We start from the raw sequence: 13573 nt of genomic DNA on the forward strand, positions 1-13573 counted from the left end.
AGGCACGGTCACTAATTTCATCCAGATTGCTCACGAACGCAAAGGTAATTGTCCGTACAACCTAGTTGAACAAGTCCAACGCTGCTTGGGCAAGAGCCGTTTGGGAAATGTATTTCTTGGGGTCGGCTACCAGCGGTTCGTCGAAGGCCTCGGCCAGCGAAGCATCGGGTACAAACGAGAGTTTGAACACGTTAAGGAATTCGCTGAATACGATTGGCACACCGGCTGCAGCAAACTGGGTGGCGTTGTTCTCGCCGCCGGTGGCGGCGTCGGTAAGAGCCTGGGCCCCTGCGGGGCGAGCAATGGGCGCATCCGTGCTGCTGGGCCATGTTTTCACGGTTACGCCGCGGTCACGGCGCAGGCCGCGTACGTGAGCCGAATGCTCGCCTTCGACGGCCAGGATACGGAGCAACACCTTGGAAAACTGGCTGTCGTTGGTATTGATGAACGAATAAGTGGTATACAGCCGCACGCCCAGGTCCTCGAGTTGCTGGCTCAGGGCCAGGAAGTCGTCGTAATTGCTCAATACGTTGGGAAACAGCACCGGATTGGTCGCCACGTTTTTACGGCCGCTAAAATCGAATGCCGGCGCGGCTGGTACGATGGCGCCGGTGTCCTGCAGCGATTTTAGCAGGAAAGCCACGTACTGCGTCTGGTGGTTGAGCATCCGCTGGAAATCGGCGGTCTGCGCGGCCGGTATAAGGCCTGCTGTGGCCAGGGCACGCGTGTAGTAGGCCATTTGCAGCCGTTCGAGCTGCAATAGCTGCAAGAGGGCATCGTAGGCAGTGGCTTTGGTGCGCGCCGCTACGGGCTGCACGGCGCCAAGGAGCGGGAGCGCCGCCAGGGCCGTGCGGCTGGCCTGCTGCAGCAGCGCCCGGCGTGGCGCCAGGCCCTTGGCTGCCGGGCTGGCAGCAAGACGGTCGAGAAACGGGAGCAGCTTCATACGGGAACAGCCAGATTGGCAACGGAAATAACGTAGGGCGCGAAGTATGGCGCCAGGACAGCATTTACTTCGAGAGGAGTTTTGGTGCGCAGCAGGCCGGTAGCGGTTTCTACCACGGTATCATCAGCAAACGAGCCGGGAGCACGCAGGTCGCGTATGGTTGCTGCGTGCCGTGCCTGCACCGAAACCGCCTTCACCAACACCGACCGTTGAAAGCCGCTGGTTCTGAAGAGGGGAAGCAGCGCCGGGTAGGCAGCAGCAGCCAGGTCGGCAAGCTGCTGAGCGGCTGCCAGCACCCCCGTTCGCGTGGTGAGGTTGAAGGTGGAGAGGTTAAACGCAAAATCGTCGGGAAACAGCGCGATTTTTAGCGTAGGGTCGATGTAGTAATGGAACAGCTCGCGGTAGATGACCTGGTGGTCGCGCATGTTCGAAAAAACTACCCGCTCGGCTATTGTGAGGTCAGTAGGAGGGCTCGCCAGCACCTTTTCGTAGGTCGTGGACAGTGCCAGCGCCAGCAGGTAGCCGTAGTATAACAGCCCCTGGTCGTCAGCGGGCAATACCAGCTGATGAGGGTCGACTACGATGGGCGCCGGCGGGTCGGTGGAGCAGCCCGTAGTGGCTATCAGCGCCACGGTGGCTGCCGAAGCAGCCGAAACCCGCAAAAAACCGCGCCGCCCCAGGGGCTGCGCCCGCCACGCGGGCGAATAAGTGTGTTCAGACATGCTTAGCTAATGCGTCAATCGGGCAACTGGCCCAAAAAGTTGGAGCCGGAACCACCACAAAGGTACTCACTGCCCCTCCAATGGTTGCAAAGGCCTAAAAAACAACGCCGGTTCCGCGTGAGCAGAGCCGGCGTTGTTTTTTAAGACCGTAAAGAGACGGCCTATCGGGTTACGCGCCGATAAGCGGAGTAACCAAGGCCAATACTTCGCTGGGGGTCAGGATTTCGTCGAACGACGCCTGCGCATCCTTGGCCGTGTACGTGGTACCCAGCTGCGTCGTGATGTTCACACCCGACTGAATGACGTTGCTTTCCGGCGTCGCGCCTTTGTAGTTGTCAGCGCCATCCTTGTCGCCATCGCCGCTAATCCAGGGCGTTTGGCCGCGCATGTAGCGAATGTGGGCGGCATGGCGGGCCTCAACCGAGTGAATCTGCAGTGCCGTTTCGAGCGGGTTGTACACTTTGCCACCAATGGTGACATCGGCCAGGCCCAGCAGGTCGCCGGCGCGGCCCTTGTAGGCGCGTACCCCCGTGTCTTCGAGCAACTGAGCAACCTCGAGCTGCGCTGCGAAAGACGTGAGCTTGGCGAATTCAGCAGCTTTGAAAGTTTTGCCGATAACCGCCGTGCCGCCGATGCCGTTCACGACCGCCGTGAGGAGGGTGACGTGGGCGTTCTCGTGCTTGGCAATTTGCCGAATGGCATTTTGCGCAGCCGTAGAAGCCGTGGCGAAAATGGCTGCATTGGCTGTAGCAAGCATCTTGTTGTAGAAATCGGCTTCGAGCTGCTCAAGCGTGAGGGCGTAATTGAAGACGTCTTTTGGGTCGCCGGCCGTGGTACCGGCGTAGGCTTTCGAGAAAAACGAGGCCAGCAAAGCCGGCACGGCAGCCTGCGAAACCCGCTTGCCTGCCGTGGTGAGCGAGCTGAATACCGCACGACGCGAATCGAGGCGGCCCAGTACGTCGGAGTCAGCTTCGGCCAGCTGGCTGATAATATTGAAGAAATTCATGGCGAGGGATGATTACGAGTGAAGGGTAAGGGGATTAAGCGTTAACACCAACGGTGCTGCCATCCAGCTTCTCAGTAATGAATGCCTGCGCCTTGGCGATAACATCCGTCGGCTTCATCGATTTATCCAGGCCGGAATTGGGGTCAACCTGGTCGTCGTCGGCAAACGAACCAGGCGAAATCAAGTCACGAACGTAAGCGGCGTGACGGGCTTCAACGGATACAATCTTGCCGGCCAGCACCAAGTAGTCAGGGTTTTTGAGGAGCTTGCCCGCGCCGTTGTAAGCAGCTACGCCAAGGTCTTCGAATGCTTTGGCCGTAGCCAGCAACGTCGCTTTGTCGCTGAAGGTCGTGCCCGGATATTTTGTCGTCAGCGCGCGCAGCACCTGGGTGCCGGCGTCGCGGGTGAGTGCGGCTTTGAAGAAATCGCGGTGAATAGCCTCGTGCTTGGCAACCTGCTGGAAGTAGGCATACTCAGCAGCGCTAAGCACGCCTTGCGACTGGGCCACTACTTTGCTGTAGAAGTCGGCTTCGAGCTGCTCGAGGGCATAAGCGAAGTTCAACACCCCAACATCGCCCGAGCCCAGGCTGATGGAACCGTCGGCGTTGGTCGTGTTGCCAGCGGGCAGAGTGGGGGTAGGAGTAACGGCATCTTTCGAGCACCCGGCCAGTACGAGGGCGGTAGCACCAGCCGTAGCACCGGCGTACAGGAAGAAGGAACGACGCTTGATGGGTGTAGGCGCCGGCTGAACTGGGGGGGGAGGAGCGGGCGAAAAGAAGGATTCTGGCATTTTTGGTTGAGAATATTTGCCTGCCCAAAACCCTGGGTCAGCGTCTTAGCAAAGGTACTAGCTACCCGTGCATTGGTTGCAAGGGCACAAAAACAAAGCCGGCCCCACGAATGCGGGACCGGCTTTGTAAATACTAATTAGCGAAAATGCCTTGTTGGTTAAGCACCAATCAAGCCACCGGCACGGGAGTTGTCGAGGACTTCAGCAACCTGCAGGAACTCATCGAACGAGGCCGCAGCATCAGCAGCAGTATAGGGAGTTCCCAGGCCCGTGGTGATGGGCACACCCGACTGGGTCGTGTTGTTTTCGACTGGGCTAGGAGTCGAGTAAGGGGGAACCACAAGGCCGAACTGGGCAGGATTAGAGCCAGCAGTTACGCCACTGGTGTACACCGGGTGAGCGGCTAAGTCGTCACTGGGGTTCACCCAGGCACGCTGACCGCGCATGGCACGGATTTTTGCTGCGTGGCGGGCTTCCACCGAGTGGATTTGCAGCGCAACAGTCAGCAAATCTGTGCCGAGCAACTCGCCGGCGCGGCCTTTATAGGCACGCACCCCGGTGTCTTCCAGCAGCTGGGCAATGCCAAGCTGCGAAGTAGCGGCCGCACCGGTTTTGAAGGTAGTCAGACCTGCAAACACCGCAGCCTTAAAGGTCACCCCCGTAACGGGATTGCCGCTCATGCCCCTAATGGCACCTTGCAGCAGGGTTACGTGCGAATCCTCGTGCTTCTTGATTTGGTCGATGGCTGCTTTGTCGGCAGCAGTAGCTCCAGCGTACTGCGTCGAATTCTGCACCTTTTTGTAAAAGTCCTGCTCGAACAATTCCAAGGCAAGCGCATACTGCAATACTTCTACCGCAGTAGCAGTAGTGCCAGCGTAGGCCTTCTGAAACAAGGAGCCCAAGAACAGGGGCGTAGCAGCCAGGGCCGAACGCTTGGCAGCAGAGCCCAGCGAACTGAAAACGGCGCGGCGCGAGTCGAAACGACCAAGGACGTCGGCATCCACCTCCGAAAGCTGGTCAATTATTTTGAAGAAATCCATAACAAAAGTTGATTACGAGTGAGGGAGGGGTGATTACTTGCCAACGGTGCTGGCGTCCAGTTTCTCGACAATAAAGCCTTGAGCGGCGGTGATTACATCAACCGGCATCATTGCTTTGTCGAGACCGGTTACCGGGTCCACTTGGTCGTCGCCAGCAAAGGATTTGCCAGTAGTATCGAGCAAATCACGGATATAAGCAGCGTGACGGGCTTCAACTGAAACAATCTGACCGGCAATAACGAGGTAAGCAGCAGTCTTGATAAGCTTGCCTGCGCCGTTGTAGGCGGCTACGCCCAAGTCTTCGAACGTCTTAGCGGTGCCAAGTACGCTAGCGCGCTTGGTGAAGTCGATAGAAGCGAAATTCGGAGTCAGGTTTTGCAGGAGCTTGCCGGGAGCGTCGCGGTTGATGGCAGCCTTGAAGAAATCGCGGTGGATAGCTTCGTGGGCAGCTACTTCGGTGAAGTAGGCCAACTCGCCCGACTGAAAGTCACCGGCAGGGGTTTTCACCACTTGCGCGTAAAAAGCAGCTTCGAGTTGCTCAAGCGCATAAGCGTAATTAAGGACGCCCACATCGCCCGCACCTAGGCTGATAGTGCCGGCCAAAGGGTTAACAGGGTCGCTGTCTTTCGAGCAGCCAGCCAGTACGAGGGCGGTAGCGCCAGCCGTAGCGCCGGCGTACATAAAGAAGGAACGACGCTTAATGGGCGTAAACATCGGCTGAACGAGCTTGGTATCGTCGGAGCCGCGGGGCTGAAGATTGTCAGACATGTGCGTAGGTAATTGAGTGAGAAATGGGAGTCAGGCAAAAAAAACAACAGATATGCGGGAGGCTAAAAAGCCAGAGTCAGCAATAACAATAATCCGGAATTTGCAGGGAGTTTTGGAGCAGATACGGCATTGGTCCGGGTAAAGGATTCATAAGGCCCGTTTTTTTCGTGTTTGGGGCTGGTGTTGTCCGGGCGTTGGCGCGAAAAAACACCACTTCAACCCTTGGCAGCTACTTTTAGGCGGTGAAAATGGCCCGGCAATTTATACGACGATTTTTGGGCCAAGTGTTCCTGCTGCTCGGGCTGCTGGGTTTGCACCCAGCCTTGGCGCAGCCTGGCACGGCCCCAACCCAGGCTACAGCATCGGCTCCGGCCCCTACGCCAGCCACGGTACCGGCCGAGGTGCAATTGCTGCCCAGCCCGGCGACCATAGTGGTGACGGGCACCTTCACCGTAGCCTTTCGGCTGCGCGGCGGACAACTCGACAAGTATTCGGAGTTTCCGGAGCTGGAAGGATTCAAGAAAACCGGCAAAACCAGCACCACGACCACGCGCATTGTGCAGGGCCACCAGTTCAGCGACCTCACCATTACGCAGAAGTACGTGCCCTACGGCGAGGGCGATATCGCAATTAAGCCCTTTCAGATGACGGTGAATGGGGTAGTGCTGCGCGCTAAAAGCAGTATAGTGCACGTGGGGCCAGCCCCGCCGCCCAACCCGGGCACCATCACGAAACCCGCCAACCCCACGGCATCTCTGCAGGCTGTGGCCGACCTCGACAAGATGTTTGGCAAGCCCAAACCGGCGTTGTACCAGGAAGTGCCCGACCACGCTTTTCTGGCCGTGCTGGCCGACCGGCCCCGGGTGTACCAGGGCCAGGGAGTGCGGGTAGGACTGTACTTCTACCTCAAACCCGAAGACCAGGCGCTGCTTTCGTTTCACGACTTCGACGACCAGCTGCCGCCCATGCTGCACGAGCTGCACCAGGCCACGGCCTGGCAGCAGCCCGGCCCCGAGCCCAGCGTAACGCCGGACACGGTGCGCCACCGGGGCGAAAAATACCTGCGCTTCCGGCTGGCCGAAAACCTGTATTACCCGCTCACGCCCCAGCCCCTGCACTTCCCGCCGCTGGCCCTGACGATGGTGAAGTTCAAGCTGCTGAAAAAGCCTGAGGCTGGCCAGGAAAACCGCTTGGCGGGCTACAAAACCTATCTGTCGCCTGGGCTGACGGTACATGTGCTGCCGCTGCCGGGCGGGCGTGCTGGCACCGTGGCAGTGGGCGACTTCCGGCAGGTAGAAGCCCTGAGCACTTCGCACCCGCGGGTGGGCGAGTCGTTTACCCTGGCTTTTGGCGTGCAGGGGCAAGGCAACCTGTCGGCCGTGCTGGCCCCGGCCCTGGCTGCCCGGCCGTGGCTTGACGTGTACGGCCCCGAGGCCCGCGAAGAGTCCGCGCCGGGCGGCGGGCGCAAGCTGTTTCGGTACCGCCTGGTAGCCCGGCGGCCCGGCACGGTGTTTCTTGACAGCTTGTTGCAGCTGGTGGTTTTCGACCCCGCTACCGGCCGCTACGATACCCTGCGGCCCAGCCTGCACCCGGTGGTACGCGGTGCCCGCCTGCAGCCCGACCCGCTGCCCACACCCAGCCAGGACCCGTTCTACGGCCCCGCCCTGGAGGGTGCCGACACGACCCTGCAGCCCCTGGATGTGTACGCCGACGTGCGCCGCTACGCCGACTGGCTGCTGCTGGCTCTGGCCGGCATAGCAGCTTTTGGTTGGTGGCGGGCGGGCCCGCGGGCGTAGTTTTGCCGCTGGTTGGCGATGAGTGCTACGTAATAGCGCATTTGCGACGACCCTGGCTCATCAGCAGCCCGTCGAGAATTAACGCTGACCCTTAATCGTTAACCATTATCTGGCTCATGTCCAACACCTTCGGCTCCCTCTTTCGCATCACCACGTTTGGCGAGTCGCACGGGGCGGGCATCGGCGTGATTATCGATGGCTGCCCGGCCGGCGTGGCCGTGGATGCGACCCAGATACAGGCAGCGCTCGACCGGCGGCGGCCCGGCCAGAGCGACCTCACCACCCCGCGCAAGGAAGCGGATACCGTACACATTCAGTCGGGCCTGTTCGAAGGCATGACGACCGGTACGCCCATCAGCCTGTTTATTCCCAACGCGGACCAGCGCTCCGACGACTATTCGCACATTGCGCACGCTTATCGCGCGAGCCACGCCGACTACACCTACGACGTGAAGTACGGCCGGCGCGACTACCGCGGCGGCGGCCGCAGCTCGGCCCGCGAAACGGCGGCCCGCGTAGCCGCCGGGGCCGTGGCCATGCAGCTGCTGGCGCATTTCGGCGTTGAAATTGCCGCCTACGTTTCGGCCGTGGGCGAAGTAGAGCTGCCTCTGGGGTACGAGGAGTTGGATTTAAGCCTTATCGACAGCAACCCCGTGCGCTGCCCACACCCCGAAACAGCCGTGCTGATGGAGGCCCGCATCCGGGCTGCGCAGGCGGCGCACGACACGGTGGGCGGCATCATTACCGGCGTGGCGCGCCATGTGCCACCGGGTTTGGGCGAGCCTGTATTCGATAAGCTGCCGGCCGTGCTGGGCCATGCGCTGCTCAGCATTAATGCCGTGAAGGGGTTTGAATTCGGCTCGGGTTTCGAAGGCACAAAACTGCCCGGCTCGGTACACAACGACGAGTTTTACACCGACGAGGCCGGGACGGTACGCACCCGCACCAACCACAGCGGCGGCAGCCAGGGCGGCATCTCGAACGGGCAGGATATCTACTTCCGGGTGGCCTTCAAGCCGGTGGCTACGCTGCTGCAGCCCCAGCAAACCATCAACGACCAGGGCGAGGCCATTACGCTGGTGGGCCGGGGCCGCCACGACGCCTGCGTGCTGCCCCGCGCCGTGCCCATCGTAGAAGCCATGACCCAGTTGGTGCTGGCCGACTTGCTGTTGCGCGCCCGGGCCAACAGATTGTAAGTCGTAACTGGTCGAGGCGGCCTGCGCGCCGGGCACTAGGCGTTAATGCAGCGTAGACTTTGCGAGTCCGCGTCTTGACCGCATCACCACCTTTCGACTCACGGAGTTTACGCTTCGTGAAATGATGTACCTACATTTGCAACCTCCGCGGCCCCGTCGCGGTTGTACCTTTGCCTACCGGAAGACCCGCTGTACTCCAGCCGCCGGCACCTCATCACCAGCACCTAATCAACTAGAAATATGTCCGCTGTTTCCATTTACGCCGAAGCCTCGCCCAACCCTGAGAGCATGAAGTTTGTCCTCAACCAGAACCTGCTGGTTGATGGCGTGAGCGTGGATTACCCCAACCTCGAAGCCGCTGCCAACTCGCCGGTGGCGCAGGAGCTGTTTGGCTTCGATTACGTGGGCCGCGTCTTCATCGCCCAGAACTTCGTGACCGTGACCAAAACCCAGCCCGAACTGGCCTGGACGCAGATTATTCCCGAACTGCGCCAGTTCCTGAAGAGCTATGTGGAAGCGGGTGGCCCCCTGTTCACCGTGGACCCCGCTGCCGAGCAGAAAGCCGCCCAGGCTGCCACTGCCGGCGACCCCACCCAGCAGGATGGCCAGATTGCCCAGAAGGTTATCGACCTGCTCGATAACTACGTGCGCCCCGCCGTGGAGCAGGATGGTGGCAACATCACGTTCAAAAGCTACCACGAAGGCATCGTGACCGTGAACCTGCAGGGCTCGTGCTCCGGCTGCCCCTCGGCTACGGTTACCCTGAAATCGGGCATCGAGAACCTGCTGAAGCGCATGGTGCCCGAGGTGCAAAGCGTAGTAGCCGAAGGCATCACGGTTTAAGAAATTAAAAATTAAAAAGAGGAATAGAAAATGCCCGCCTGAATCGTCAGGCGGGCATTTTCTATTCCTCTTTTTAATTTATTTCAGCTGCGATTTCACGGTGAAGTTGCGGGCCACGGTGAAGCCAAAGTAGATGTCGCCGTCGAAGAAGTTGCCGGTGGTTTGGGGAACAAAGAATTTTTCCGACATGCCTTTGGCGTTGGTAAAGTGCAGCTGGAAAACGTGGCCACCGGTCTCGATGTCAAAGCCCAGGCCCAGGGCGTTGTGGAAATTGTCGGCCACGTAGCCGGGTAGCAGGTAGAAATAGTCGGCCGTGAGCGCCACGCGCTTGGTGAGCTTCTGGCGCAGGCCCGCGCCGATGGCATACACGTCGTTTTGCATGCCGGCCAGCGGCACGTAGTTGCGGTGAACGAGTGTGGGCATGAGCTGCACCGACAGGCCGGGGCTGAACTTGCGCGCAATGAGCACCTGGTAGGCATAGTCGACCCGCGAGGCCGTGCTGCGTTCGGGCACATTGGCCGCCTGCGTGAATTTGAGCGTGGTGATGGCCGACGAAGCCAGCAGCGTAACCGATACCGGCATGGCGTGGGCCCCAGTGGTTTGCTGCAATGCCTTATACTTCACAAAGCCGTCGAATGTCTTCTCAATGTTGGTGCGGCCCACGCCCACGGCCAGCCGGTCGGTAAGGCCGTACTCAAAACTCAGGCGCAGCACGGCCTGGTCGAGCCCAAAAAACTCGTAGGCGCCGCTGTTCAGCGTGCCGAAGCGGTGCTGGATAAGGAAAGCCAGGGTGCCCGCGCCGGGCGTTTCGACCGATTGCGCGTTGATGATGTGCGTGCCTTTGAAGGTAGCCGTCACTACTTCGCGTCGGGTCGAATCAGCGGTTTGCTTTTCGAGTTCGCCCAATAAATCGGTTTGGGCATGGGCGGCCGGGGCGAGGCCCAGCACTGCCAGCAGCGTGCCGGCGGCAAAAAACAGCGTGCGTAGATTAGAAAACATAAGCAGAAGAGGAAACAACGATTAAGAAATGCGCGGCCTACTCAGCGGCCAGCGGCGGGGGCCGTGCCCAGGGCGGTAGCCACGGGCGAGCACAACAGGTCGACGCGCACGCTGATGATTTTGGCGATGTTGTTGCGCACGAGCAGTGGAATTTCAATATTATAGTCGGCCGAGGCCACTGGGAACGTGGCTTGCGCCAGCACCTTGTCGCTGCGCAGCTCCACCGTGGCCGGCACCCGAATGTGGTGCGTCACGCCGTGCAGCGTCAGGTCGCCTTCTACCTGCGCCGGGTGGGCGCCGGCCGTGCCCAGCTGGCTCGCATCGAACCCCACAAAATGCCCAATGAAGGTGGCCTTGGGGTATTTGTCCGACTCCAAGTAGTTTTCGTTGAAGTGCTCCTGCATGAGGGTGTGCTTGAACACAAAGCCCTTGATGGGCACGCTGAACGCCAACTGGCCGGTACCAAAATCAAGCATTGCCGCTACCTGCTGGTTGCGGGCCTCAATGTCCTCAATCGGGCTGGCCGAGAAGAAGCTTACCAGGCCGGTTTTGGTGAGGTAGCGGCCTTGGGCGAGGGCCACGGAGCCGCCATGCAGCACCAGCAGCAATGACAACAAGAAGAACAGGCGTTTCATGGCAAGGGGCAGGTTGTGATGATGCGGGCCGGTGTAGGCTGCCCGACGCATTTATTGGGGCTTGCCCTGCGCATACCAGGCTTCGAGGCGCTTGATGTCGCAGTCCGACAGCTTGCTGCTATTCTGGGGCATCGGCGAATACCCGGCCTCATGGCGGACACTGCCCAGCAGGCTGTTTTGGGGGTAGCGGCTTAAGGCGGCATAGCTGCCGAAATCGTTACCCCCGCCTATGACGTTGGCCACGGTGCTGCCATGGCAGCGCAGGCAGTTGGCGGCGAAGATGGGCGCAACCACTGCCGAGTAGGTAATGGTCTCGCGGGCCACGTCGCAGGCTGGGGCCGGGTCGCCGTGCGAGTAGGTGCAGCCGGCAGCAACTGCCACTAGCGAGGCAGCTGTGCCCAGCGCCACGAGCCGGAGGCGTGATGAGATTGCGGAAAATGGGAACATAAGAAATGAAAATAACCAGACGCTGAGCTGCGGCCAGCCAGTTCCGGCTGTAGCGGCAGTTCGGTAATTACTGGAAAGACCGTGAATGAACAGGAATGTTAAAAACCGTACTTCACACCGACGTAAACACCGGCGCTGAGCAGTTGAACTTTGCCTACGCCTACACCGGCCAGTGGAACTTTCACGTAGGGCTCGGCTTGCAGGCGCCAATGGGTACCCAGGCCATACTCGTAGCCGGCCGAGAGGTTGAGTACGCTGAACCAGTGTTGGTTAGCGTTTGAATAGCTGCGTTCCCACAGAACGTCGGTGCTGCTGGCATAGTCGTAGTAATCGTAGCTGTAACGCTCGCGCTGCATGAAGAACGATGAGAGCCCTACCGTTCCAAATACCCGGTATCTTGGGGTAACCAGCGCATCGTAGCGTAGGTTCAGCGGTACATCAACGACGGTGCAGTTGCCATCGACCGTCGTGAAATCGCGGGTGAGAGCTTTGGGATAAACCGACCAGTCGTAGTCTTCGCGCCGGGCATAGTAGGACTTGGTCGACCGCTGTACCCCCGTAGTCACGCGCCAGCGCTGCCCCAGTTGGTACTCCAGGGTCAGGCCCACGTTGAGGTGGGGCGCTTGCACATCCGCAAACTTCACGGTGCTCACGTCGGGCGCGGCCACCACGCCCACGGAGAAACGGGGCTTATGCACCGCCGTCGGCAGTGGGTTGGGCGTCAGCTCTACCGGGGCCACCAGCGCGGGCAACGGGGCTGCCAGTGGCTGCACCAGAGCTACTGCCGTGGTAGCTACCGAGGCCAGTGGTGCGTCGGCCGCTTGGGGAGTAGCAGCCGTTCCGGTTTCGGAGCTTCCAGTAAGGCCAGTCGCCGCAATGCGGGTGTTTGTCTTCGAGGGGCTGGCCGTGGGAATTGTCAGCGCCGCTTTATGCCTGCTGCCGGTTGCCTGCGAAAGGGCACCCATCCGGCTGCCTGCCACATTGCTGGGGGCTTCCGTGCCAAGGCGGGTTTCCGGCTGTGTACCTGTGTTAGCACTTGTAGCTGTCTCAACAGCCACAGCCATCCGGGTCCGCGAAGCAGCTTCGGTGGTTCGCCCTGCTGCCTGGTGCGTTGGTGTGGTTACCGAACGACCGAAAGCCGTACCGCCGCGCTCAGCCGCTTCCCGGCCAGGGGCCGAATGGAAACGCGCGTTCGGCGTTACGGCTACTGCCAGGGGCAAGCGGCGCCTGTATGCAACTGCCTCACGGGTGGCCGAAACGCGGGCAACAGCGCCCGTTGCCGGGGTAGTAGCTGGGGTAATTGCCGAGGGCATAGCAACCCGACCCGGCATTGCCGGCGTTACGTTAGCAGGCACTGCCGCAGGCTGCCGGATGATTGGCGCGCTCGCAACGGACGCTCCCAAGCCCTGCAGGTGCTTTGCATGGCCCGTTTTTTCCACTGCCCGGGCCGAGGAAACCATGGTTTGGGTTTTCGAACCCACCGAAGCCGGGGCAGCGGACGGCCACAGCGACCAGCCCAGGCCCACCAAGGCTACTGCGGCCACTTCGGCCGCGAAAAACTGCCACAGCCGGCGGCGCACGGCCCGGTCAATCACGGCCTGGTCCAGGCCGGTTTCCAGCTTCAGCCAGGCATCGAGCGGGAAGGGCGTGGGGTCGGGCTCGGCAGGGTCGAGGCGGCGGAAGGCATTATCAATATCGTTATCAGACCACATAGCGGATTTTTTCTAACGTCGACCTCTGAGCCAGCATGGTGCGCAGGTGGGCTCGGGCTTTGAATAAGTTGGATTTGGAGGTGCCCTCCGAAATGTGCAGCTGCGCGGCAATCTCTTCGTGGCTGAAGCCGTCAATCACGCTCAGGTTGAACACCGTGCGGTAAGCCGGGGGCAGGCGTTGCACCAGGGCCAGCAGCTCGTCGTAGCTCAGCGAGTCGAGCGGGGTGGCGTCGTGAGCGGCCTGGTTGAGGGTCGCATCGTCGAGCTCCTGCTGGTGCTGGTGCCGTTCGTTGGCGCGGTAGTGGTCGATGGCCGTGTGCACCATGATGCGCTTCAGCCAGCCGCTGAACGAGCCCAGTATATCGTCCGGGTGGCGGGCATCATCAAAGCGGCCGAGGTCGCGGAATACTTTCAGGAAGCCGTCGTTGGCCGCTTCCATGGCCTGGTCGCGGTCGCGGGCGTAGCGCTGGCACACGCTCAGGGCCAGGCCATGAAACTGCGCGTATAGCCGGCGCTGCGCCACCCGTTCCTGCCGGCGGCAGGCCCCCAGCAGTTCGGCAAACCGAGCAGATGCAGAATCGGGTGGGGAAAGGTGCAGCATAGAGTCAGGCTAGGCGACGACTTCTGTTCATCACTCGGAAGATACCGAAAAAGGGTTGCCTGAATCACGGATTTG

14 protein-coding genes are annotated in these 13573 nt (G+C 60.6%); 3 read left to right on the top strand and 11 right to left on the bottom strand.

The features are described 5' to 3' along the window. Positions 1–61 precede the first annotated feature (61 nt). From ABD837_RS13075 to ABD837_RS13100, 6 genes are all read right to left on the bottom strand, one after another. A complete protein-coding gene (locus tag ABD837_RS13075) occupies positions 62–943 on the bottom strand; it encodes a ferritin-like domain-containing protein (RefSeq protein WP_345055176.1) in 882 nt (293 codons plus the stop codon). Beyond that, complete coding sequence (locus ABD837_RS13080) at positions 940–1665, bottom strand: ferritin-like domain-containing protein (RefSeq protein ID WP_345055178.1); 726 nt, start codon at positions 1663–1665, stop codon at positions 940–942. Before ABD837_RS13080 ends, ABD837_RS13075 begins: the two co-directional genes overlap by 4 nt. A gap of 169 nt (positions 1666–1834) precedes the next feature. Continuing rightward, positions 1835–2671, bottom strand: a complete 837-nt coding sequence (locus ABD837_RS13085; RefSeq protein WP_345055181.1) for a ferritin-like domain-containing protein — start codon at positions 2669–2671, stop codon at positions 1835–1837. Between the two features lie 34 nt (positions 2672–2705). Next, positions 2706–3461 (bottom strand): ferritin-like domain-containing protein, encoded by a 756-nt coding sequence (locus tag ABD837_RS13090; RefSeq protein WP_345055184.1) that lies wholly within the window; start codon positions 3459–3461, stop codon positions 2706–2708. Between the two features lie 158 nt (positions 3462–3619). Then, positions 3620–4501, bottom strand: coding sequence for a ferritin-like domain-containing protein (locus tag ABD837_RS13095; protein ID WP_345055186.1), 882 nt, complete (start codon positions 4499–4501; stop codon positions 3620–3622). A 33-nt stretch (positions 4502–4534) separates the two neighbouring features. Then, complete coding sequence (locus tag ABD837_RS13100; RefSeq protein WP_345055189.1) at positions 4535–5269, bottom strand: ferritin-like domain-containing protein; 735 nt, start codon at positions 5267–5269, stop codon at positions 4535–4537. A gap of 284 nt (positions 5270–5553) precedes the next feature. Between ABD837_RS13100 and ABD837_RS13105 the strand changes: the two genes are divergently transcribed. The 3 genes from ABD837_RS13105 to ABD837_RS13115 all read left to right on the top strand — a co-directional run bounded on the left by ABD837_RS13105 (position 5554) and on the right by ABD837_RS13115 (position 9104). Next, positions 5554–7065, top strand: a complete 1512-nt coding sequence (locus ABD837_RS13105) for a BatD family protein (protein ID WP_345055193.1) — start codon at positions 5554–5556, stop codon at positions 7063–7065. Between the two features lie 116 nt (positions 7066–7181). Beyond that, entirely contained in the window at positions 7182–8261 is a 1080-nt protein-coding gene (gene aroC / locus ABD837_RS13110; RefSeq protein WP_345055197.1) for a chorismate synthase, read from the top strand. Positions 8262–8501: 240 nt separating this feature from the next. Further along, entirely contained in the window at positions 8502–9104 is a 603-nt protein-coding gene (locus ABD837_RS13115) for a NifU family protein (protein WP_345055199.1), read from the top strand. A gap of 78 nt (positions 9105–9182) precedes the next feature. On the opposite strand, the gene ABD837_RS13120 is transcribed toward ABD837_RS13115, so the two are convergent. The 5 genes from ABD837_RS13120 to ABD837_RS13140 all read right to left on the bottom strand — a co-directional run bounded on the left by ABD837_RS13120 (position 9183) and on the right by ABD837_RS13140 (position 13498). Continuing rightward, positions 9183–10103, bottom strand: a complete 921-nt coding sequence (locus tag ABD837_RS13120; RefSeq protein ID WP_345055201.1) for a DUF5777 family beta-barrel protein — start codon at positions 10101–10103, stop codon at positions 9183–9185. Between the two features lie 41 nt (positions 10104–10144). Continuing rightward, the gene (locus tag ABD837_RS13125; protein WP_345055205.1) at positions 10145–10738 is read right to left on the bottom strand and encodes a YceI family protein; all 594 of its coding nucleotides are present in this window, start codon (positions 10736–10738) and stop codon (positions 10145–10147) included. Positions 10739–10789: 51 nt separating this feature from the next. Beyond that, on the bottom strand, positions 10790–11185 hold the full coding sequence (locus ABD837_RS13130; RefSeq protein WP_345055208.1) for a c-type cytochrome: 396 nt from the start codon (positions 11183–11185) through the stop codon (positions 10790–10792). Positions 11186–11283: 98 nt separating this feature from the next. Next, a complete protein-coding gene (locus tag ABD837_RS13135; protein WP_345055211.1) occupies positions 11284–12897 on the bottom strand; it encodes a porin family protein in 1614 nt (537 codons plus the stop codon). Then, a complete protein-coding gene (locus ABD837_RS13140; protein WP_345055214.1) occupies positions 12887–13498 on the bottom strand; it encodes an RNA polymerase sigma factor in 612 nt (203 codons plus the stop codon). The genes ABD837_RS13135 and ABD837_RS13140 overlap by 11 nt, the downstream gene beginning before the upstream one ends. Positions 13499–13573: the final 75 nt, after the last annotated feature.

This window comes from Hymenobacter glaciei (genome assembly GCF_039539585.1).
GTDB classification, from domain to species: domain Bacteria; phylum Bacteroidota; class Bacteroidia; order Cytophagales; family Hymenobacteraceae; genus Hymenobacter; species Hymenobacter glaciei.

Excerpts from the sequence above, each read along its gene's own strand:
- ABD837_RS13125 (WP_345055205.1), bottom strand. The coding sequence starts at position 10,738 with ATGAAACGCCTGTTCTTCTTGTTGTCATTGCTGCTGGTGCTGCATGGC.
- aroC (WP_345055197.1), top strand. The coding sequence starts at position 7,182 with ATGTCCAACACCTTCGGCTCCCTCTTTCGCATCACCACGTTTGGCGAG.
- ABD837_RS13095 (WP_345055186.1), bottom strand. The coding sequence starts at position 4,501 with ATGGATTTCTTCAAAATAATTGACCAGCTTTCGGAGGTGGATGCCGAC.
- ABD837_RS13080 (WP_345055178.1), bottom strand. The coding sequence starts at position 1,665 with ATGTCTGAACACACTTATTCGCCCGCGTGGCGGGCGCAGCCCCTGGGG.
- ABD837_RS13130 (WP_345055208.1), bottom strand. The coding sequence starts at position 11,185 with ATGTTCCCATTTTCCGCAATCTCATCACGCCTCCGGCTCGTGGCGCTG.
- ABD837_RS13090 (WP_345055184.1), bottom strand. The coding sequence starts at position 3,461 with ATGCCAGAATCCTTCTTTTCGCCCGCTCCTCCCCCCCCAGTTCAGCCG.
- ABD837_RS13120 (WP_345055201.1), bottom strand. The coding sequence starts at position 10,103 with ATGTTTTCTAATCTACGCACGCTGTTTTTTGCCGCCGGCACGCTGCTG.
- ABD837_RS13115 (WP_345055199.1), top strand. The coding sequence starts at position 8,502 with ATGTCCGCTGTTTCCATTTACGCCGAAGCCTCGCCCAACCCTGAGAGC.
- ABD837_RS13100 (WP_345055189.1), bottom strand. The coding sequence starts at position 5,269 with ATGTCTGACAATCTTCAGCCCCGCGGCTCCGACGATACCAAGCTCGTT.
- ABD837_RS13075 (WP_345055176.1), bottom strand. The coding sequence starts at position 943 with ATGAAGCTGCTCCCGTTTCTCGACCGTCTTGCTGCCAGCCCGGCAGCC.
- ABD837_RS13135 (WP_345055211.1), bottom strand. The coding sequence starts at position 12,897 with ATGTGGTCTGATAACGATATTGATAATGCCTTCCGCCGCCTCGACCCT.
- ABD837_RS13140 (WP_345055214.1), bottom strand. The coding sequence starts at position 13,498 with ATGCTGCACCTTTCCCCACCCGATTCTGCATCTGCTCGGTTTGCCGAA.
- ABD837_RS13085 (WP_345055181.1), bottom strand. The coding sequence starts at position 2,671 with ATGAATTTCTTCAATATTATCAGCCAGCTGGCCGAAGCTGACTCCGAC.